12 protein-coding genes are annotated in these 22,220 nt (G+C 74.4%); 4 read left to right on the plus strand and 8 right to left on the minus strand.

The genetic code is table 11. The annotated features are described in order from the left end of the window. Positions 1-53: 53 nt before the first annotated feature. From galE to GR130_RS04605, 3 genes are all read right to left on the minus strand, one after another. The gene (galE, locus tag GR130_RS04595; RefSeq protein ID WP_159503507.1) at positions 54-1,040 is read right to left on the minus strand and encodes a UDP-glucose 4-epimerase GalE; all 987 of its coding nucleotides are present in this window, start codon (positions 1,038-1,040) and stop codon (positions 54-56) included. A gap of 45 nt (positions 1,041-1,085) precedes the next feature. Next, positions 1,086-2,774 carry a glycosyltransferase family 2 protein gene (locus GR130_RS04600; protein WP_236572796.1) on the minus strand — a complete coding sequence of 563 codons (1,689 nt, stop codon included), beginning with the start codon at positions 2,772-2,774 and terminating at the stop codon, positions 1,086-1,088. A gap of 270 nt (positions 2,775-3,044) precedes the next feature. Continuing rightward, positions 3,045-6,593 carry a bifunctional glycosyltransferase/CDP-glycerol:glycerophosphate glycerophosphotransferase gene (locus GR130_RS04605; protein ID WP_159503509.1) on the minus strand — a complete coding sequence of 1,183 codons (3,549 nt, stop codon included), beginning with the start codon at positions 6,591-6,593 and terminating at the stop codon, positions 3,045-3,047. A gap of 224 nt (positions 6,594-6,817) precedes the next feature. On the opposite strand from GR130_RS04605, the gene GR130_RS04610 reads away from it, so the two are divergent. Next, positions 6,818-7,510, plus strand: a complete 693-nt coding sequence (locus GR130_RS04610; protein ID WP_159503510.1) for a class I SAM-dependent methyltransferase — start codon at positions 6,818-6,820, stop codon at positions 7,508-7,510. Positions 7,511-7,611: 101 nt separating this feature from the next. Here the strand turns inward: GR130_RS04610 and GR130_RS04615 are convergent, their stop codons facing one another. From GR130_RS04615 to GR130_RS04635, 5 genes are all read right to left on the minus strand, one after another. Continuing rightward, complete coding sequence (locus tag GR130_RS04615; protein ID WP_159503511.1) at positions 7,612-8,565, minus strand: class I SAM-dependent methyltransferase; 954 nt, start codon at positions 8,563-8,565, stop codon at positions 7,612-7,614. 343 nt (positions 8,566-8,908) lie between these two features. Then, a complete protein-coding gene (locus GR130_RS04620) occupies positions 8,909-9,850 on the minus strand; it encodes a carbohydrate ABC transporter permease (RefSeq protein WP_159503512.1) in 942 nt (313 codons plus the stop codon). Then, a complete protein-coding gene (locus tag GR130_RS04625; protein ID WP_159503513.1) occupies positions 9,847-11,220 on the minus strand; it encodes a carbohydrate ABC transporter permease in 1,374 nt (457 codons plus the stop codon). Before GR130_RS04625 ends, GR130_RS04620 begins: the two co-directional genes overlap by 4 nt. A 207-nt stretch (positions 11,221-11,427) precedes the next feature. Further along, positions 11,428-12,804 carry an ABC transporter substrate-binding protein gene (locus GR130_RS04630; protein WP_159503514.1) on the minus strand — a complete coding sequence of 459 codons (1,377 nt, stop codon included), beginning with the start codon at positions 12,802-12,804 and terminating at the stop codon, positions 11,428-11,430. A gap of 839 nt (positions 12,805-13,643) precedes the next feature. Continuing rightward, positions 13,644-17,168 carry an FHA domain-containing protein gene (locus tag GR130_RS04635; protein WP_159503515.1) on the minus strand — a complete coding sequence of 1,175 codons (3,525 nt, stop codon included), beginning with the start codon at positions 17,166-17,168 and terminating at the stop codon, positions 13,644-13,646. 494 nt (positions 17,169-17,662) lie between these two features. On the opposite strand from GR130_RS04635, the gene GR130_RS04640 reads away from it, so the two are divergent. The 3 genes from GR130_RS04640 to prfB all read left to right on the plus strand — a co-directional run bounded on the left by GR130_RS04640 (position 17,663) and on the right by prfB (position 21,992). Then, positions 17,663-19,270: a serine/threonine-protein kinase gene (locus GR130_RS04640; RefSeq protein WP_159503516.1), complete on the plus strand. Its 1,608-nt coding sequence runs from the start codon at positions 17,663-17,665 to the stop codon at positions 19,268-19,270. Positions 19,271-19,449: 179 nt separating this feature from the next. Then, positions 19,450-20,727, plus strand: coding sequence for a serine/threonine-protein kinase (locus GR130_RS04645; RefSeq protein ID WP_159503517.1), 1,278 nt, complete (start codon positions 19,450-19,452; stop codon positions 20,725-20,727). A gap of 149 nt (positions 20,728-20,876) precedes the next feature. Beyond that, on the plus strand, positions 20,877-21,992 hold the full coding sequence (prfB, locus tag GR130_RS04650) for a peptide chain release factor 2 (protein WP_159503518.1): 1,116 nt from the start codon (positions 20,877-20,879) through the stop codon (positions 21,990-21,992). The last annotated feature ends 228 nt before the right edge of the window (positions 21,993-22,220 follow it).

Here is a 22,220-nt window from a genome sequence, read left to right on the forward strand (position 1 = left end):
CCTTGGGGGAGCGGCCGGCGGACGGGGCCGGAACGCCGTCGCCGGTCGGGCCGTCAGCCGCGCCGGGCCTCGGGGTGGTGGTGCTGCCAGCCCGCCCAGGCCGAGGTGATCATGTCGCGGACGTCGTGGTGGGCCTTCCAGCCCAGTTCGTCCCCGATGCGGTCGGCGGCGGCGACCACGCGGGCCGGGTCGCCGGGGCGGCGCGGGGTGACCTCGGGGGTGACGCCCTCGTGGCCGGTGATCTCGGCGATCAGCGCGACCATCTCGCGGACCGAAACGCCTTCGCCGCGGCCGATGTTGAGGGTCAGATCGCGGACCGGGCCGGGCTCGGCGAGCTTGCGGGCCGCGGCGACATGGGCGTCGGCGAGGTCCGCGACGTGGATGTAGTCGCGGATGCAGGTGCCGTCGGGGGTGTCGTAGTCGTCACCGAAGATGCGCGGGGCGGCGCCCTCGGTGAGCTTCTCGAAGACCATCGGGACGATGTTGAAGACCCCGGTGTCGGCCAGCTCGGGGGTGGCCGTGCCGGCGACGTTGAAGTAGCGCAGGCAGGCGGTGCTGATGCCGTGCGCCCTGCCCGCGGCGCGGGCCATCCACTCGCCGACGAGCTTGGTCTCGCCGTACGGGTTGATCGGCACGCAGGGGGTGTCCTCCGTCACCAGGTCCACGTCGGGCATGCCGTAGACCGCGGCCGAGGAGGAGAACACGAAACGGCCCACACCGCCGGCGGCCATGGCCTCCAGCAGGGTCTGCAGCCCGTGGACGTTCTCGCGGTAGTAGTGGAGCGGCATCTCGACGGATTCGCCGACCTGCTTCTTGGCGGCCAGGTGGACCACATCGGTGACGCCGTGCTCGGCGATGGTGGCGTCGAGCAGCGCCCGGTCGAGCGTCGAGCCGACGACCAGGGGGACGCCCTCGGGGACCCGGGCGCGTACGCCCGTCGTCAGGTCGTCGAGGACGACGACCGTCTCGCCGGCCTGCCGCAGGGCCCTTACGACATGCGAGCCGATGTAACCGGCACCGCCCGTGATCAAGTAAGACATAGCGCCAATCCTAGGCAGGGGAGACTACGGGGGAAGTAAACGGGGTCAGCGGCCCAGCCGGCGGGCGGCCATCCGCCAGACGCTGCGCGGGCCGGAGGCGACGCGCAGCGCCAGGGCGCCGCCGGTGGTCGCGTAGGGCTGGGCGAGCAGCACCATCTGCCGGGGGCTGAGCAGCACACGGCGGCGCAGCCCCGGGCCCACGGCCCGCAGCGAGGCGCTCAGCGTGGTGCCGTCGTCGCAGGTCAGCTCGGCCATCAGGTCCCACGGCTCGGGGTCGGCCGGGCGGGCGCCGGGCAGCGCGGTGAGCGGGGCGAGGTCCAGCGGCACCTCGGCGGTCCAGGAGGAGCCGTCGGCGGCGGGCGTGAGGGCGGCGGTGCGCACCGGGCCGCGGCGGTCGTCGCGGCGGCGCAGCAGCGCGACGCCGATGCGCGCGGGCCCGGCGGCGGCCAGCCGGCCGTACAGGTCGTGGACCCGGAGCCGGAGCACGCTGCCGGAGGCGGCGACGACCGGTTCGGCGTCGACGGCCACCGGCAGCCCGGCGGACTCCCCGTCGTCGTCGCCGTCACCGGCCCCGGTCCCTGCCCCGGCCCCCGCCTCGTCCCCGCCGAGGCCGTCCAGGAGGACCTCGGGCAGGTCGGCGGACCAGACGGGCCGGCCGTCGCCGTCCCGGGCGTACGGGGGCAGCAGGCGGCCGGGCCGGGCCGCGAGCTGGGTCAGCCGCTCCAGGTCGCGGGGCGCGGGGGAGGCCAGGACGACCCGGGCGAGCCAGCGGGCCGGGGTGCCGGCCGCGCGCAGCTCCGGCTCGTCGAAGGAGGCCAGGTGGTCGCGGGTCAGCCGCCACCACTCGGCGCGGTAGTCGGCGCCGCGGGTGTGCAGCTCGCGGACGTACATCCGCAGGTCGTGGTCGAGGAACTTGGTGGCCGCGGCGTGCGCCAGCGCCTTGTGGCCGGCGTCCTTGAGGATCCGCAGCACGGTGCGGTGCGCCGCGATACGGGACTCCCAGTTGGCGACGTCCTTGCGGTCCAGGGAGATCGACTGCTTGGCGGCGGCGCGGCGGACGTGCCAGATGTAGACGGTGTCCGGGACCACCGCGATCCTCGGCGCCGCGGCCAGCACCCGCGCGGTGAACACGAAGTCCTCGTAGGTGAAGCGGCCCTCGGGGAAGGCGATCGCGTGCTCGGTGAGGAACGCGCGCGCGTAGAGCTTGTTGACGCACAGGGTGTCGCGGACCAGCTGCGGTGCCGCGTCGGGGGTGTCGTACACGGCCGGCTCGCGGTAGATGCCGGGCTGCCAGGGCACGTCGCGGCGGGCGGGCAGCTCGCGGCGCACGCAGGCGCCGGCGGCGACCGGGGCGTCGTGCCGCAGCGCCGCGGAGCGCAGCGCGTCGACCGCGCCCGGCGGCAGCACGTCGTCGCTGTCCAGGAACATCACGAAACGGCCGGTGGCGGCGCGGACGCCGTCGTTGCGCGGGGAGCCGCAGCCGCCGCTGTTCTGGCCGCGGTGGATCACCCGCACCCGGGGCTCGCTGCGGGCGAGGGCGTCCAGTGCGGCGCCGGTGCCGTCGGTGGAGGCGTCGTCCACCGCGATCACCTCGGCGACGGACTCCCCCTGCGCGAGCGCGGAGCGCACCGCGTCGGCGACGTGCACGGCGTCGTTGAACGCGATGACGACGACACTGACCGGAGCGTCGGGCGTGAGGGTGGGCCCAGGCTGTGACTCACGGGCTTCATTCACAGTCACTAAATCTACATTTCGTGTCGACAGCAGCTCTTGGCGCGAGCGGATCGGGCCGAGTTCTTCAGAGTCAGAGCGCGAAACCCGCCGAGCGGTTGCACCGGACGCCTCGGTTTTTCGCCACATTGCCGTCTCGTGACCGGCCGGACGCCGAGAACGAGCCGTGCCGTGACCCGCGGGGAACGGATCCGCAGCGACGCCTGCACAAGCGGTAACGACGCGGGCCCCGGGTGATGCCGATCCGGACGCGCACCTGGCGCACCGCGCCGGTCACTCCAGCAGCAGCTCCGCGACCCGGCCCGCCGCACCCCCGTCGTCCAGGTGGCAGAACGCCTCCCGGAAGTCCGCGTACGCGCCCGCGCTCGCCCGGCCGACCCCCGGCAGATCGCCCAGTGCGTCGATCAGCTCGCCGGTGGAGGAGAGCAGCGGGCCGGGCACCAGCGCCTCGAAGTCCAGCGAGAAACCGCGCAGCGTGTCCCGGTAGTGCGCCAGATCCGGCGTCAGGAACAGCATCGGGCGGCCCGTGTTGGCGAAGTCCGCGGCCAGCGACGAGTAGTCGGTCACCAGCACGTCCGCCGCCAGCAGCAGCTCGGTCGCGTCCGGGTACCCGGAGACGTCGACCGCGAACGGGGCATGGTGCGCGGGCAGCCGGTCGGCGACCAGCGGGTGGCCGCGCACCAGCAGCACATGGTCGCCGGCCAGCGCACCGCGGGCCAGCTCCAGGTCCAGCGGCAGATGCAGCCGGTGGTGCGACGCGTCGTACGCCAGGTGGTCGCGGGGAGTGGGCGCGTACAGGACGGCCGTGCGGCCCGGCTCGACGCCCAGCCGCGCACGCACCGCGGCGGCCACCTCGTCGCGGTCCGCGGCATGCAGCGCGTCGGTCCGCGGCAGACCGGTCTCCAGCAGCTTGCCGGAGTAGCCCAGCGCGGACCGCAGCACCGGCGTACTGGCCGCGTTCGGCGACAGCAGCACGCTCCACTGCCGGCCGAGCCGCGGACGCGGCGCCAGATGCGCCAGTCCCGCGCACAGGGTGCCCGCCAGATCGGCCCCGATCCGCTTGAGCGGCGTACCGTGCCAGGTCTGGATCACCCGCTGCCCCGCCCGGCGCACGAACCAGCGCGGCAGATGCGTGTTCGTCACGATCCAGTGGCTGTGCGCCAGCGCACCGTGCCAGGCCGCACTGCCCACCACCACCGCCCGCGCCGTCGGCGGCACCGCCGACTGCGCGTCCCGCACCGCCCACAGATGCTCCACGTCCATCCCCCGCCGCACCAGCTCCTCATGGACCGCCCGCGGCGAATCCCCGTACGCCCGGCCGCCGAAGCTGCTGTAGAGGACGGTGTCGCGCAGCGGACGCGAGCGGTGCAGCGGATAGTGCTGCTCGCGCAGCACCCGGCGCCGGTACGGGCCCCGGTCGGTGGCCGGCAGCGCCGGACCGGCCGCCACGAACGCCTCGTCGCCCCGCACCCGGTCCAGGACGAACGGTTTGCCGCGCACCGTACGGGACGCCGGCAGCCCGTCCAGCACCGACGGCGCGAACCGCACCGGCACGTCCGGCGACGAGCCGGGTGCGCCCCGCTCCCGCAGATGCAGCGTCCAGCGGCCCTCGCGCAGCGGCAGCTCCCCGGCGTGCGAGGGCAGCGCGGCCAGCGGCAGCGCGCAGTGGAACCGGCCCTCGTCGTGGACCGCGGGGAGGGCCGCCTCGACGGCGTGCGCGGTGTGCCGGAGGACCAGCTCGGGCGCCTGCGGCGCGGCGTCCGGCAGCACCCCGGCGACCAGCAGCGTGCCGTCCGCCCGCCACACCACCCGGTCCACATACGGCTGCGGGACCCGGTCGTGCAGCACCAGGTCGCCGCCCGCGGTGGCCGCCACCACCAACTCCCGCCCGTGCGGCAGCGGTTGGGTGAACGGCGCGGTGTCGGGCGGGCAGCCGATCGGGTCCGCGGCGCCGTCGGCCAGCACCAGCTCGGCCGCCCAGGTCTCGGTGTGCGGCGGCGGCAGCACCCCGGGCCCGCCGTCCCGCGCCGGCCGGGCCGCGTCCAGCGCGTCGCACCGCACCCGGACGGTGACCCGGCCGTCCCCACCGTCCGCCGCCGCGTCCGGCGCCCCGGGTTCGGCGCCCTCCACCGGAAACGTCACCACCGTGCCCGTCCCCTGATGCGTCAGCCGCAGCGCCGCCGGCGCCGGACCGGGCGCGGCCACCGTCACCTCCACCGCCCCGGCCGCCGCCACCGGCGGCCCCGCCAGCCGCCGCATCCGCCGCTCCACCGCCAGCCGCAGCCGCCCGTCCGCATACCCCGGCGTGATCCGCACCCCGTCACCGGCCTCGTACGCACCCGGCGCGGCCCCCGACCCGCTGTCCGCCGCACCCAGCGCCGCCGCCCGCACCACCCCCGACGACACCAGCAGCACCCCCACCCGCCACTCGCCCTCCTCCCACAGCCCGCCCCGCCGCAGCCGCGCCGCATCCAGCCGCAGCTCGAAACCCGCCCAGTCGTAGCAGTGCAGCTCCTGCCCCGACCCCGCGGTCGCCTCCGGCATCAGCACCGGCCGCACCGGCAGCAGCACCCTCCGCCGCCCGCACGTCAGCACCGCCGTCCGCAGATAGCTGTGCCGGGCCGCCGCGGGCAGATTGCGCAGATACGCCCAGCCGCGCAGCACCAGCACCCCCTCCCGCCACACCGCCTCCCGGACCTCGGCCCGCACCGGGAAGTCGTCCCGGGCCAGCCGCGTCACCCCCGCCGGCAGCTCCAGCGGCACCTCCGGCGGCAGCACCGCCCGCTTGCGCAGCGGCGGCCCCGCCACCGCGAACCCGGCCGGATTGCGCGCCTCGTGCGCCAGCAGCACCACCAGGTCCGCCAGCCGCCCCGCCCGGACCAGATACCAGCGCATCCGCAGCTCCACCGGCAGCGCCCGCAGCACCTGCGGATCCACCCGGGACAGGAAGTCGCGAGCGCAGTCCAGGAACGCGGTACGGCAGTCCGGCGCCGCACCCGGCAGCGCCTCCACCAGATCCAGCAGCCCGCCCGTCAACTGCGCCCGGTCGTAAGCGAACCGGTGGCGGCCCCGCTCCGGGAAGGCCGGATCACCCAGGAAGCCGCGGATCCGGGACACCGCGGCGAACCGGTCCCGCACCCCCTGCGCCGTCGGCCGCCGGTGCCGCTCCGCACCCTCCGGCAACCGCCAGTAGCAGACGTGCTCGTGCAGCACGTCCACCGCCTCCGCGAGGAAGTGCGCGGGCAGCGACACCGCCGCGTCCCCGCCCGACTCCCCCTCCGGAAAAGCCAGTTCGTGCCGGTCCCAGAACGCCCGCCGGAACACCTTGTTACGGACGAACCCGTCGCCCAGCAGCGACGGGTCCCTGGTGACGTGGGTGCGCAGCACCGTCTCGCGCCCCACCGGATGGTCCGCCGACTGACTGCGCCCCACCGCCCCCAGCCGGTAGACGCTCCCGGTCGCCAGATCCGCCCCCGACGTGTCCAGCAGCCCGCACAACTCCTCGTACGCGCGCGGCAGCAGCACGTCGTCCGGGTCGAGGAACGCCAGATAGCCGGTGTGCGGAAAGGCGTGCCGGGCACCGGCGTTGCGCGCCCCGCCGCGCCCGCCGCCCTCGTGGTGCACCACCCGGAACCGCGGGTCCCGCTCGGTGAACCGCCGCCACGGCGCCCCCGGCGGCCCCTCCGCGGGACCGTCGTCCACCAGCACCACGTCCAGCCCGTCCAGCGTCTGGGCCGCCACCGACTCCAGACACTCCTCCACATTGCGCGCGGCCCCTTCGCCGCGAGGGACCGGGACGACGACGGTGAGCCGAGGCTTCATGGGCTGACAAGCCTTTCCGGACAGGCGAACCACGGGACGGTGCGGCCAACTCGTCCCTCAACTCGTCCATCGGCGGCACAGTCACCCGGTCTGCGCTGAAAGGGTGAGGCGAAGGTGCGGCGGCCCGGCCCGGCCCCCCGCCATGGCGTAGACCGAGGGACAGCGTGACCGGTGCCCGTGCGCCGGCAAGCAGCCCGCCGCCCTCAGGAAGGTGACCGCACCCGATGCCCGGCCGAACCGACAGCTCCGCCGCCACCGACAGCCCCGACGCCGCGGCCCCGGACCCCGGCACCGCGCGCACCCCCCGCCCCCACCGCCCCGCGGGCACCGCACCGGCCGCCTCCACCGCCCGGCTGCCCGCCCTCCGGGAACGCGGCGGCCTGGCCCGGCTGCTGCCCGCCCGGCCCCCCTACCGCCGGCAGCTGCGCCGGATCGGCCCCGGACGCGTACTGGAGGTCGGCTGCGGCAGCGGCGACACCCTGGCCGGCTGCGCACCCGGCAGCGTCGGCATCGACCACGACCCGCTGTCCGTGGCCCGCTGCCGGGCCCGCGGCCTCACCGCCTACACCGCCGACACCTTCCTGGCCGGCCCGCACGCCCGCCCCGGCGCCTTCGACGCGCTGCTCTCCGCGCACGTCCTGGAGCACCTGGACGACGAGCAGGTGGAGGGCCTGCTGCGGGCCTACGTGCCCTTCGTACGGCCCGGCGGCGGGGTGGTGCTGATCACCGCGCAGGAGGCCGGCCACCGCACCGGCCCGGCGCCCGTCCGCTTCACCGACTTCACCCTGCTGCGGGCCTTCGCGGAATCCGCCGGACTGGCCGTCCGGCGCACCTACTCCTCCCCGCTGCCGCGGACCGCCGGGCGGGTCCTGCGGTCCAACGTCTTCGTCCTCGTCGGACAGGTGCCGCGGGGCTGAACCCGCCGCACCCCCGGGAAGTACGGGCCTCGGCCGGGAAATACGGGCCGGGCCCGGAAGCGCCGCCTCCGGCCCGTACACCCGCCGCCACCGAGCCCCGCTCAGCCCCGCGCGGCGCCCGACCGCCTCCGTGCCCGCACGATCGCCCGGGTCACCACCGGCGGCAGCAGATCCCGCGCCACCCGGCGCAGCGCACCGCGCTCCGGGCGCACCGGCCCGGCCGCGGACGCCTTCGGGGACCGCGCCGCCGCCCGCTCCGGTACCCGCGCCGCGGCCGAGGCCGCATACCGCGACACCGGATGCGACGGCTCCTTCGCCCCCTTCGCGCTCAGGCGGATCAGCGGTCCGTCGTTGACCTGCTGGACCTCGTGCCACACGTCGCCGCGGGCGGTCAGCCACTCCAGCAGCGCGTCCTGGTACGGCCCCGGATCCCCGAAGGTGCCGTAGAACTTCGTCCCCGTGATGCAGATCGGACGCAGCCCGTGCGCCGTCACCGCCTGCCACGTCGCGGCGGCGACCCCCGGGCAGTGCTCCGCGCGGAAGTCGTCCATCACCACCACACCGCCCTCGGTGAGCAGCTCCCGCACCGCCAGGATGTCGCCCGCCACATGCTCGTACAGATGCGACGCGTCGATGTGCGCGAACCGCACACTGCCGTCCGCCACATGCTCCCGGATCACCGAGCTCAGCCCCTGCACGATCACCGGCAACTCGTCATGGAACGCACGGTAGTTGGCCTCGAACGCGCGCCGGGTCAGCGTCGCGTACGACTTCGCCATCTCCTTCGAGTTCGAGGCGTCCTCGGCCGGGGAGTCGAACAGGTCGCAGACCGTGAAGCGCTCGCCGGCACCCAGCCGCGCACCGAGGAAGATCGCGCTCTTGCCCATGTACGCGCCCAGTTCGAGCAGGTCACCCGCCTCGGACCGGTCCCGCTGATGGCTCAGGAACCAGTCGAAGAGCAGCTGGTCGGCGGTGAAGAACCAGCCCTTGACATCGGACAGCCGCGCGGGACGCGGCAGGTGTTCGGCACTCTGGTCTGCGGTGAGGGCAGTCATGTGCGGTCCGTCTCCAGACGGTCGGGAATCGATGGCGATGTACGACACGCGGGGCAGCAGGGGCATCAGGACGGTGCGCCGGCGCCGCGGCCGGGCACCCGTCACGACGCACCCCGGTCGCACCATGCGTTTCACGGAGCGGGCGCCATCGTGAGGGAGCAACATGAACGGAAGGTGAGCTGCGACCACCGCTCCGGTCACGCCTGCGGATCGGCCCCCACCGATCCCGCACCGATCCGGCACCGATCCGCGTACTTCCCGTACCGATCCGCGTACCTGCCGCACCTTCCGCACGGCGGTCCCGCGTCCCCGCCCTTACCGCACCGCCCCTACGTCACCCGCCTCACTTCACCGCGCCCGCCATCACCCCGGACACGAACTGCCGCTGGAACGCGAAGAAGACGATCAGCGGCACCACCATCGACAGGAACGCACCCGGCGCCAGCACATCGATGTTGTTGCCGAACTGCCGCACCTCCTGCTGGAGCGCCACCGTGATCGGCGGATGCCCGCTGTCCGCGAAGATCAGCGCGATCAGCATGTCGTTCCACACCCACAGGAACTGGAAGATCCCCAGCGACGCGATCGCCGGACCCCCCAACGGCATCACCACCCGCGTGAACAGCCGCAGTTCGCCCGCCCCGTCCAGCCGCGCCGCCTCCAGCAGCTCCCGCGGGATCTCCGCGAAGAAGTTCCGCAGCAGGAACACCGCGAACGGCAGCCCGAACGCCGTATGGAAGAGGACCACCCCGGCCGTCGTCTCGAACAGCCCGACCGCACCGAACAGCTTCGCCACCGGAACCAGCGCCACCTGCACCGGCACCACCAGCAGCCCCACGACCACCATGAACCAGCCGTCCCGCCCCGGAAAGTCCAGCCAGGCGAAGGCATAGCCCGCCAACGCCCCGATGACCACCACCAGCACCGTCGCCGGCACCGTGATCTCCGCGGTCGTCAGCAGCGACCCCATCACCTTCCCGTTGGACAGCAGCTGACCGTAGTTGTCGAACGTGATCTGCGCCGGCCTGGTGAACACCTGCCACCAACCGGACTCGGCGATCTGCGCCGGAGTGCGCAGCGACGACAGCAGCAGCCCGACCGACGGCATCAGCCAGAACAGCGCCACCAGCACCAGGAAGACCCGCACCGCACCGCCGCCGGCCCGCGCCGCGAGCCGCGCGCCCAGCGGCCCCCGGCCGCCCCGCGGCACCCCGCGCCCGGCGGCCCGGCGGCCGGCGGCGCCATCGCCCGCACCCGCGCCCACGGCCCCGTCCACGGTCGTCATCGGCGACGCTCCTTCCGTAGGCGCCGGAGATTGACGTACATCACCGGCAGCACGAGCAGCAGCAGGAATACGGCGATCGCACTACCCAGCCCCTCGTTGACATCCGTACCGAACGAGGACTGGAAGAGCTGCAACGCCAGCACATTGGCGGACCGGAGACTGGAACCCGGCGCGATGATGTACACCAGGTCGAAGATCTTCAGCACATTGATCATCAGCGTGACCAGCACCACCACCAGCACCGGCGCCAGCAGCGGCACCGTGATCCGGCGGAACACCTGCCACTCGCCGGCCCCGTCCACCCGGGCCGCCTCCAGCAGCTCCCGCGGCACCCCCGCCAGCCCCGCCGCGATCAACACCATCGCGAAACCGGCCCACATCCACACATAACTGCCGATGATGGCCGGGGTGACCAGCGCCGGACCCAGCCAGTCCACACCGTTGTACGCCGCCGCGAAATCCGCCCCCGGCAACCGGATCCGCGCCCCCACCGCCTTCTCCGCCGGCAGCGCGAACGTCCCGTCCGCCGCCGTCGTCGCCGAGGCGACCACCGCCCCGTCCCGGACCGCCTGCACCGTCAGCCCGGCCAGCGCCTTCTCACCCGGGTCGATGACATTCGGCCGCCCACCGCCGCCCCGGGTGAAATCCAGCCAGGCCGTCCCGGTCACCATGCCCGGCCGCGCCCCGGCCGCCACCGCCTGCTTCGCGCCCCGTACGTCCCCCGGCTGCACCGCCACCAGCGGCAGCTTCACCGGCGACCCGGCCCGGACCACCGACGCCGTGGTGAACGAACCGCCGCCGGACGGCCGCAGATCCGCGTTCGGCCGCGGCTTGGCCCCCGGGAACGGCGCCGGCGCGGCGAACGTGTCGTGCACCGCCACCCACACCGCGTTCGCCACCCCGCGCTGCGGATCCTGGTCGTACACCAGCCGGAAGATGATCCCCGCCGCCAGCATCGAGATCGCCATCGGCATGAACACCACCAGCTTGAACGCGGTGCCCCAGCGCACCCGCTCCGTCAGCACCGCGAAGATCAACCCGAGCGCCGTCGACACCGCAGGCGCGACCACCACCCACACCACGTTGTTCCGCAACGCGGTCCGGATGCCGTCGTCCGAGAACATCCGCCCGTAATTGCCCAGCCCCACAAAGCCGTTGCCGGACGCGTCGAACAGACTCCGGTAGACCGAGAACCCGATGGGATAGACCACCAGCGCACCGAGCAGCACCAGCGCCGGCAGCAGGAACACCGCCGCCACCCAGGCCCGCGTCCCACTGACACCACGCCGCCGCCGGGCACCCCCACCGGCCGCCGCCCCGGCCGGTACGTCCGTGGCCTCCACCCCGGCCGGTACGTCCGCCTCACTCATCGTGACGTCCTCCCGGTGCTCATCGTGACGGGCACGCACACGGGCACGGACACGGCCGTGCACACGGACGTGGACGCGAACCCGAACAGGGACCGGAACAGGGACCGGAACAGGGACCGGAACAGGGACCGGAACAGGGACCGGAACAGGGACCGGAACACGGACACCCGCGCCATCTCATGCCCCCTCATGCCCTCTCATGCCCGCTCAGTGCCCGAACGCCTTCGCCGCGTCCGTCTCCAACTGCGCCTGCGTACCCGCGACATCCTTCGGGTTCTTCAGGAAGTCCTGCAGGTCCTTCCACTCGCCCTGGCCCGGCTTGCCGCCGAACGACGCGGGCGCCTGGTCGGACATGTCGAAGCGGAAACCGTCCCCCGCCGCGATCAGCGCCTTGGCGATCTTGCGCATCACGTCATCGGCGTACGCGGCCTGGTCCAGCTCCTTGTTGGCCGAGACGAACCCGCCCGCCTGCGCCCAGATCCTGGCCGCGTCCGTCGACGCCAGGAACGTCAGCAGCGCCTGCGCCGCCTTGCTGTCCTTCAGGGCCACCGCCGCGTCCCCGCCGGTCACCACCGGCGACTTCGCGCCCACCGCCGGGAACGGGAACACCTTGGCGTCCGTGCCGACCTTCGTCTTCGTCTGCGCGATGTTCGCCGCGGCGTAGTCGGCCGACGAGACCATCGCGGCCTTGGGGGTGTCACCCCCGCTGAACGTCTGCGTCACCGACGTCGGGAAGTCCGTCTGCAGAGCGCCCGTATTGCCGCCCGCCAGCAGTTCCTTGCGCCCGAAGAGCTGGCCGAGGGTGGTCAGCGCCTGCTTCACGGACGGGTCGGTCCACTTGATGTCGTGCTTGGCCAGCTGGTCGTACTTCTCCGGACCCGCCTGCGAAAGATAGACGTTCTCGAACCAGTCGGTCAGCGTCCAGCCGTCCGACCCGCCCACCGAGACCGGCTCCACACCCGACTCGGCAATCGTCTCCGCCGTCTTCAGGAACTGCGGCCAGGTACCGGGCTCCGTAACCCCCGCGTTCTGGAAGACCTTGGCGTTGTACCAGACCAGCGACTTGTTGCTGGCCTTGAAGTACACCCCGTACTCGGTGCCCTTGTGCGCACCCAGATCCCGCCACCCCTTGCTGAAGTTCTTCGCCAACTGCGCCTTGGCCTCCGCACCCAGCGGCTTCAGCCACCCCTTCTGCGCGAACTCGTTCAGCACGCCGACCTGCTGCAGCATGGCCACATCCGGCGGCCCGCCACCCGCGATCTTCGACCCGACGAACCCGGCCATGTCGTCCCCGCTCGGTACGAAGTCGACCTTGGCGCCGGTCCGCTTCTCGAACTCCGCCAGAACCTTGGTGAAGTTCTCCCGCTCGGCCCCCGTCCACACCGCCGTGACCTGCAACCGCTGCCCGCCGAGCTTCGGCAGCTGCACCGTGGGCACCGTCCCACCGCCCTTGGTCCCGCCCCCACTTCCACCACCGCTGCCACTGCCACCGCCACCGCAGGCGGCCAGCCCCAGCGCCAGCGTGGTGACCGCCGCCAACGCGGCAGCACCCCGTAAGCCCGTCCGGTCCATTCCTCTGCGCATCCCCGCAACCCCTCGTCGCCGCGCCTGCCGTGCTCGTCGCTGCGCCTGCAGTGCCTCTCCCGCCACTGCCCGCCGCTTGCCGCTCGCCGTCCGGAGCAGTACCCGCCGGTGGTACGAAGCGGTGCGCGGTCGCCGTACGAAGCGGTGCCGGCCGTGCAAGCAAGTGGTGCGTGCTACTGGTACGAAGCCGTGCGTGGTGGTGCGGTGGTCCCGGCACCAAGCGGTGCACGACGCGGACAACCCGGCGCCGCTGGCACCCGATCCCTGATGCTTCGCACCTGGCACCTGGTACCTGACATTTGGCACCTGCGTGCACCAGGCCGCGCTCAGCCGCGTGTACGAAGCCGCGCTGCCGTCCGCTTCGGTTTCTACCGTCCGCTACTGCTGTCTGCTTCCGCTGCCCGCCGCTGCCTACTGCGCGCCTTGCTTCTGCCGCCGCTCGTCAACTGCCGATTCGCCTACGTTTACGTTGCCCACGGCCGTGCATGCCTGCATACGGCCGCGCCGCGCCGTCCCCTGTCGGATAGCCGTCCCCTGCCGGGTACCTGTGCCCTACTGGGTCGCTGTGCCCTGCCGGGTACCTGTGCCCTGTCGTGTACGCGTACGGTGTGCGACAGTCCTACGCCCCCACCACCGGCTCCGCAATACCGCCTTCCCGGCCAACTGCCCATTTGTGATGGGGCTGTTACGGACGGTGGGACATGTGTCGGGACGGCCCGCCACCGCCCCCCCGCAGCCCAGGCCCCACCGCCGACCCCCACGGCGCAGGCCCCAACGGCGCCCCGAAACCCTGCTCGCCGCCCCGAAAGCCCGCCCTCTTGCGGCAGCTACAACAGCAGCTACACCAGTGGCGGAGTTGCCGGCGCCCCCGAGGACTGGGCGGCGCGCTGCAGCGCGCTGGCCAGCAGGGCCAGGTCCGTCGGGCCGTTGCCCAGTTCGCGCAGCGGGCGCCGGGCCGGCGGGTCGCCCATCCGCGGCCACTCCAGGGGCACCACGGTCGGCCGGAGCGTGGACGTACGAGGTATGCGTCCGGTGACCCGGCCCGCCTGGAACGGCGTCGAGGAGCCGTCCTCCGCGCGGTGCAGCCGTCCGCGTCCCGGCGGTACCGGCTCGGACGGGTCGGCGGCGGAGCCCAACTGGATGCGCAGACCGGCCCGTTCGGCGGTCGCGGTGCCGTCCGTGCGGTCCGGGTGGCCGGTGGCGGCTATCAGGTGGACGCCCAGGTCCGCGCCGTCCCGGGCCACCGCCTCCAGGGCGCGCACCACGGAGCCGGCGGCCGGGCGGCCCGTGCTGCCGAGGGCGGGGGAGACCAGGGCGTCGAAGTCGTCGACGAGCACGAAGAGGCGGGGCATGGGGGCGGCGGCCACGGCGGGATCGGAGGAGCCCGCGGTGCCCGGGGGCGGGGTGCCCGGGGCGCCGTTGCGGGACCGCAGGCGGAGTGTGCCGGTTTCTGAAGGGTCCGCCGGTGTGCCGCTTTCCTCATTGTTACGGCAACGATTACGGAGAGTGATTTGTTCCTGCGGAGTGTCACCGAGGGTGGCGGGGCCGGTGGTCTCGGCGGAGCGGCGCGGGGCGATGATGCGGGGCGCCGGGAGGTGCTTGGCGCGCCAGTCGGCGAAGGGCGTGCCGGCCAGTATTTCCGCGCGCCGTTTGAGTTCGGAGGACAGGGCCTGGGCGAACTCCCGCATGCGCACCGGGTCGGAGGCGGCCAGATAGGTCGTCACGTGCGGGAGGTCCGTGCACAGCCGCAGGCCCTCGCCGCGTTCGCTGCCGCCGCCGTCCACCAGGACCAGCGACAGCAGGTCCGGGCGGTCCGCGGCGGCGAGCGAGGCGGCCAGGGACCGCAGCAGCTCGGTCTTGCCGGTGGCCGCCGCGCCCTCCAGGAGCAGATGGGTGTGGTCGGCGGCGAGATCGGCGACCAGCGGGCCGTGCGGGCCGGCGCCGAGCACCGCGGCGGCGCCCGGCCGGTCGGTGTCCAGGGCGGCCGCCCAACGCGCCATCAGGGACGCGGGTGTGGCGCGGGCCAGCCCCAACTCGTCCAGCAGCCGCGCCGTGTCGGGCAGCGGGACGGCCGCGCGGTGCACCGACGGCCCGCCGGCGCCGCCCGCCTCGGTCTCCCGCAGCGGGGCCAGCGCCCTGGCGAAACGCTCCGCCCAGGCGCCGGAGACCGCGTCCACCGTCGCGACCGTGCCGTTCGGCCCGGAGCCCGGCTGGACGACGCGCAGCGCCGTGGCGACGTCGCCGCTGAGCACGGCCACCGCCCCGCACTCGCCGAACGCCGGTGACGCCGCCCGTGCCGCCTCGTACGTCGCGGCCAGCGGGAAGGCCGGCGTGGCGGCCGGGGTCTCGGCCAGGCAGAGCAGGTGGATTCCGCAGGCCGGGCCGCCCGCCGCCAGCCGCGCCGTGGTCTCGCGCAGCGCGGACGAGCCGGGGTCGCCGTCCACGATGACGAGGGTGTACGCCCCCTCATGGCGGGCCGCCGCGGCGGCCACGTCGGAGCGTTCGGCGCTGGCCCAGGAGGGTCCCAGCGGGCTGTCGTCCAGCCGCCGCACCAGTTCGGCGGTACGGGCGGTGGCCTGCTCCTTGTCGTAGGCGAGCAGCAGCCGGCAGTCCTGGCCGTGGGCCGGGCGGACGTGCGGCAGCCAGCCCAGCCAGGACCAGTCGGCGACCCGCTCCTCGGTGCTGCGCGACCGGTCCGTGCTGATCAGCACGATCTCCAGCATCCCGGGGGAGTGCAGCGCGGCGAGCTGGGCGACGGCGGACCGCGCCAGTCCGGCGAGCCGCGCCCGCGGACCGGCCAGTCCCAGGGCGCCGGCCCGGCGCAGTTCCACGGTGACCGGCACCGCGGACCGGCCGCCGGGCCCGTCCTCCGTGCCGAGGCGGACGGCGAGGGCGTCCGGGTGGTCCGGTCCGCGCTCCCAGAGGTGGGGGCCCGGCCCGAGCGCGGTGAGCAGGATCGCGGCGGCGTCCGGCCAGCGTTCGTGGGCGGCGGGTCCGGCAGGCGGTGCGGCAGGGCCCTCGTCGGCGGCCGTACGGGAGGGGGCGCCGGCCGGTCCGGCGGCCGGACCGGCCTCCGCATCCAGGGTGCCGTCCAAGGGCTCCACGGCGGGGCGCCCGCCGGCCAGCCGCCGTGCCCAGGCCCCGATGCCGCCCCGGCGGCCCGCCTTACGGGTCACCGGGTCGGCGGGTGCCAGGGACTGCTGGCCGCCGTGGGTCTGGTCGGCGGCCGGCGCGGTGTCGGCGACGGGGTGGCCGTGGCCGCGGCCGGAATCGTCGGGTCCGCGGCCGTCGGGCGCGGTGCGGGAGCCGAGGATCTCCTGGGTGTCCGGGGCCGCCCGGTCGTGCCGTACGGGGGGCGTGCCGCCGGGGGTGGTCGAACCGTACGGGGCGGCGGCCGGGCCCGGGGCGGTGGAGAGGGAGCCCCGCGGCCCGGAGCCGTATCCGCCGGTGGTCGTGCCGCGCGGGCCGCCGGCGGACGGGGCCGGGGTGCCGCGCAGCGGGGTGTCCCGGCGGGCCGTGCCGCCGTGGGCGGTGCTGCCGCGGGGGGCCGGTACGGGAGCGGCGGCGGCCGGGGGGCCGTACGCGTCGCCGGGTGCCGGATACGGGGCGGCGCCGAGGGACGAGTGGCCGGTGCCGGAGGCGCGCGCGCCGGTTTCCGGGGCGGCTGCGGTGTGCGGTGCGGGGGCGCCGTCCGCCGTCCCGGGGGCCACCCGGAGGTGGCCCTCTCCGTCGGGTGTGACGCCGAGTGCCGGATCGGGGGTGCTGGGGGCGGCCTGGAGCCGCAGGGCCGATTCGCCGATGCGGAGCAGGGCGCCGGGGCGCAGCGCGGCTTCCCGCTCGCCGAGTTCGGCGCCGTCGACCGCGGTGCCGTTCGTGGAGCGCAGGTCGGCCACGTAAACCGACCCGTCCGGCTCGACGGTGACGGCGCAGTGCAGCCGGGAGACGTCCGGGTCGTCCAGCGGGACGTCCGCGTCGGCGGAGCGGCCGATGCGGATCTGGCCGCCGTGCAGCAGGTGTACCCCGCCGGCGTCCGGGCCGGAGACCACGCGGAGCCGGGCGGAGCCGTGCGGCAGGCCGTGGGCGGGGGCGGGGCCGGGGCCCTGGAGGGAGAGGACCGCGCCGTCGATCAGCGGCGGCTCGCCGATCGCGGCGCGCTGCGGGTCGAGCCGCTCGGATCCGGCGTAGAGCACGACGGGCGCGCTGCCGCCGGCGGCGCCGACATCCGCGCCGGCGCCCGCCACGGAGGCCGCGAGGGAGCCGGCCACCGACGCCAGGGCGGTCCCGGCGGGGGCCGTCACGAGCACGTCGCAGGCCCGCGTGGTGTGGCCGCTGCGCGGCCCGAGGACGGTCAGCCGGATCTGCATCGCCGTCTACGGTCCCTTCTGCCGGGCATCCGGCAGGGGCCCAGCTCGCTCCCCCACGGCACCCGAGCACGTCGGCACGTACAAGTCCCATGTGCACGTCGCGACAGGAATCGCGCGCCCCCACCGCGTGCGTGCTGGGATGCATCCTCGCACCTGCCACTGACAACACGCCCGCCGCCCGCCGATTGATGATCTTGATTGGTCGTCGGACGGCGGAAAACTACCTGCTTACGCGCAGTGAATCGGACGTTTTCGATCACCGGTCATCAGGGAGGCGGACGGCCGCGGGCGGTCCGCGCGCTGTTGACCCGGCCGGCGCACGCCGCTCCCGGCCCGGGCAACCAACCGCCCGGAACGCGCGTCTTCCCCACGAGCCTCACCAGTGAGCGCCGCACCGGGATGTCTGTGCGACGGCACTACAGTGGGGCGGACGGGCCGCCAGCTGACCCAGTGCGGGCCGGGCAAGGATCGACCACGACCAGGGAGCGCATGACGTGCGGCCGGTAGGCAGCAAGTACCTGCTCGAGGAGCCGCTGGGGCGCGGCGCCACGGGCACCGTCTGGCGCGCCCGCCAGCGGGAGGCGGCCGGTGCCGAGGCCGCCGTGCCGGGACAGCCCGGCGAGACCGTCGCGATCAAGGTCCTCAAGGAGGAGCTGGCGTCCGACGCGGATGTGGTGATGCGGTTCCTGCGGGAGCGCTCCGTCCTGCTGCGGCTCACCCACCCCAACATCGTCCGCACCCGCGACCTGGTCGTCGAGGGCGATCTGCTGGCGCTGGTCATGGACCTGGTCGACGGCCCCGACCTGCACCGCTACCTCCGCGACAACGGCCCCTTCAGCCCGGTCGCGGCCTCGCTGCTGACCGCGCAGATCGCCGACGCGCTGGCCGCCAGCCACGCCGACGGCGTCGTCCACCGCGACCTCAAGCCCGCGAACGTGCTGCTCGCCGGCTCCGACGGCAGCAGCGAGATGCACCCGATGCTGACCGACTTCGGTATCGCGCGGCTCGCCGACTCCCCGGGCCTGACCCGTACGCACGAGTTCGTCGGCACTCCCGCCTACGTGGCGCCGGAGTCCGCCGAGGGCCGTCCGCAGACCTCCGCCGTGGACATCTACGGCGCCGGCATCCTGCTGTACGAACTGGTCACCGGCCGGCCCCCGTTCGCCGGCGCGACCGCCCTGGAGGTGCTGCACAAGCACCTCAGCGAGGAGCCGCGCCGCCCCGGGTCGGTGCCCGAGCCGCTCTGGACGATCATCGAGCGCTGCCTGCGCAAGCAGCCGGAGGAGCGCCCCAGCGCCGAGAACCTCGCCCGCGGGCTGCGCACCGTCGCGGCCGGCATCGGGGTGCACGCCACCCCGGCCCAGGCCGAGGCCGCGCTGGGCGTCGCCGCGCTGCTCGCGCCCGACCCGGCGCCCGCCACGGTCCCCGGTACGGCCGGTGGCCAGGGGGCCGGCGACGCCGCCCCCACCCAGGTGCTCCCGTCCAACGCCGGCTCCTACGACCCGGCCGCGGCGACCAGCGTGCTGCCGTCCACGGGCGCGCCCGGCGGCCCCGCCCCGACCCGCGCCATGCCGCCGGTGCCCCCGATGCCCATGGGCGTGCCCGTGGCCGGCCCGCCCGAGCCCGAGGGCCCGCACCCGTGGGAGTCGCAGCTCCGCGCCGCCCGGGACCGCAACGAGCAGACCCAGGTGCAGTACCTCTCCCCCGAGGACGACCCGCTGCGCCGCCGTCCGCAGCGCCGCCCGGCCCCGCAGCAGTACGGCGGCCCGCCCGACCCGTACGCGCAGCAGCAGCAGCGGCCGCCGGCCCCGCAGCGCCGCCAGGAGCCGCCGCCGCAGCACTACGAGCCGCAGCGCCCGCCGGCCCGGGAGCCCCGGCCCCGGCGCGAGCCGCGTCCGCGCAGCGCCAACCCGATGAGGATCCCCGGTCTGGGCTGCCTCAAGGGCTGCCTGTTCACGCTGCTGCTGCTGTTCGTGGCGGGCTGGCTGGTGTGGGAGTTCACCCCGCTCCAGCAGTGGATCGGGACGACCAAGGGCTTCTTCGCGCAGGTCGGGGACGTCTTCAAGAGCGTGCAGCACTTCGTACAGAGTCTCGGCGGCTGACGTCCCGTACGGACGGACCGGCGCGACATCGTGGATTTGTCGACTTCCGGCGGGCGAATTCCTGTACAGAAGTGAAGGTTGCCGCCAATCAGGGCACTGAACCCCCCGGCGCCCGCGTAGCTTTGACGCCAACTTCAGCCCCCGCAGGACGCTCGGGGGCCCGACACGTCGGAGCAGTCTTGGCACGGAAGATCGGCAGCCGGTACACCGCCCACCAGATCCTGGGGCGTGGCAGCGCCGGCACGGTATGGCTGGGCGAGGGTCCCGAAGGGGCCGTGGCCATCAAGCTGTTGCGTGAGGATCTCGCCTCCGACCAGGAGCTCGTCGGCCGCTTCGTACAGGAGCGGGCGGCGCTGCTGAGCCTGGAGCACCCGCATGTCGTCGGCGTCCGCGACCTCGTCGTCGACGGCGCCGACCTGGCGCTGGTCATGGACCTCGTACGGGGCACCGACCTGCGCACCCGTCTGGAGCGCGAGCGCCGGCTGGCCCCGGAGGCGGCGGTCGCCATCGCCGCCGACGTCGCCGACGGCCTGGCCGCCGCGCACGCGGCCCGCATCGTGCACCGCGACGTCAAGCCGGAGAACGTCCTGCTGGACATGCAGGGCCCGCTCGGCCCGGGAGGCGCGCATCCCGCGCTGCTCACCGACTTCGGTATCGCGCGGCTCGTCGACTCCCCCCGCAGAACCCGCGCGACCAAGGTCATCGGCACCCCCGACTACCTCGCCCCGGAGATCATCGAGGGGCTGCCGCCGCGCGCCTCGGTGGACGTCTACGCGCTGGCGACGGTCCTGTACGAGATGCTCGCCGGCTTCACGCCCTTCGGGGGCGGGCACCCCGGTGCGGTGCTGCGCCGCCATGTCACCGAGAGCGTCGCCCCGCTGCCCGGGATCCCGGACGAGCTGTGGCAGCTGCTGATCCAGTGCCTGGCCAAGGCGCCCGCGTCCCGGCTGCGCGCCCCGGAGCTGGCCGCCCGGCTGCGCGAGATCCTGCCCGGCCTGGCCGGTATGCCGCCGCTGGACATCGACGAACCCGAGGGCGACCAGCCCGAGGACGAGGCGGAGGGCGGCGCCCCCGCGGGGTCCCGTGAGGAATCCCGGTACCCGGCCGCGGCGCCCGGCGAGGCCGGCCCGCCGCGGGGCGCGGTCCCGCTGGTCCAGGGGTCGGCACCGGACTCCAACCGGGAGACGCACACCAGCATGCGGGTCCCCGGCCCGGACGAGCTGGCCGGTGGCGCGCACGGCACCGCCCGCGCCCCGCGGGCCGCCGGCGAGCGCCGGGCGGGCTCGGCCCGGCACCGCTCGTCGGCCGAGGTGGTGCGCCGCCGCCGGGTCAAGCTCGGCATGGCCGCCGCCCTCGTGGTCGTGGCGGCGGCCCTCGGCGGCTGGCTGGCCTCGTCCGGCGACGAGCCGGGCGACGCCACCCCGGGCGTGCACCAGCCGGGCGGCACCGCTCCGTGACGGGCCGCCCCGGGCTGCGTACACACGGTGGGACGCCCCGGTGGGACGCCCCGGCGTACGCGGTGCGGCGGGCGGCCGAGCACCGGTTGTGGCGGATCCGGGCCACCGGGCCGGGCCACGTTGCCGGCGGCAGCCGTTAGGCTGGGTGCGTGGCAGTCGTCGATGTATCCGAAGAGCTGAAGTCCCTCTCCTCGACCATGGGGTCGATCGAGGCCGTCCTGGACCTCGACAAGATGAGGGCCGATGTCGCCGTGCTTGAGGAACAGGCAGCGGCGCCGTCCCTGTGGGACGACCCGGAGAACGCGCAGAAGATCACCAGCCAGCTGTCCTACCTCCAGGGCCAGCTGCGCCGGGCCGAGGAGCTGCGCGGCCGCGTCGACGACCTTGAGGTGCTCTTCGAGCTCGCCGAGGCCGAGGGCGACGAGGACGCCCGCGCCGAGGCCGAGGGCGAGCTGGCCGCCGTCCGCAAGGCGGTCGACGAGCTGGAGGTCCGCACGCTGCTCTCGGGCGAGTACGACGCCCGCGAGGCCGTGGTCAGCATCCGCGCCGAGGCCGGCGGGGTGGACGCCGCGGACTTCGCCGAGAAGCTCCAGCGGATGTATCTGCGCTGGGCCGAGCGCCACGGCCACAAGACCGAGCTCTACGAGACCTCGTACGCCGAAGAGGCCGGCATCAAGTCGACCACCTTCGTCGTCCAGGTGCCCTACGCCTACGGCACGCTCTCCGTGGAGCAGGGCACGCACCGCCTGGTGCGGATCTCGCCGTTCGACAACCAGGGCCGCCGCCAGACCTCCTTCGCGGGCGTCGAGGTGCTGCCGGTCGTCGAGCAGACCGACCACATCGAGATCGACGAGTCCGACCTGCGGGTGGACGTGTACCGCTCCTCGGGCCCCGGCGGCCAGGGCGTCAACACCACGGACTCCGCGGTCCGGCTGACGCACATCCCCACCGGCATCGTCGTCTCCTGCCAGAACGAGCGCTCGCAGATCCAGAACAAGGCCACCGCCATGAACGTCCTCCAGGCGAAGCTGCTGGAGCGGCGCCGCCAGGAGGAGCGGGCCAAGATGGACGCCCTCAAGGGCGACGGCGGCAACTCCTGGGGCAACCAGATGCGTTCGTACGTGCTGCACCCGTACCAGATGGTCAAGGACCTGCGGACGGAGTTCGAGGTCGGCAACCCGCAGTCCGTCCTGGACGGCGACATCGACGGCTTCCTGGAGGCCGGTATCCGCTGGCGCAAGCAGCAGGAGCAGCAGGCGGAATAGGCCGCAAAAGCCCACGGCAACTGCCTCCCTGAGGGGGGCAGTTGCTTTTTGCTGTGGCGGTTAGGTCACAGTCGTACGTCCATGTATCGCCCATCCCACGGCAATTCAGACATCGGGCCTTTAATCGACCTTGACGATGTTCGGAGAACTGGGAAGGCTGGGCGCGGCATGCGTATGTCATGGGGCGCGTGTGTGAACGGGGAGATGAGTGGCCCGCCGGCAGTGCGG

The sequence above is a fragment of the Streptomyces sp. GS7 genome, assembly GCF_009834125.1.
Lineage (GTDB): Bacteria > Actinomycetota > Actinomycetes > Streptomycetales > Streptomycetaceae > Streptomyces.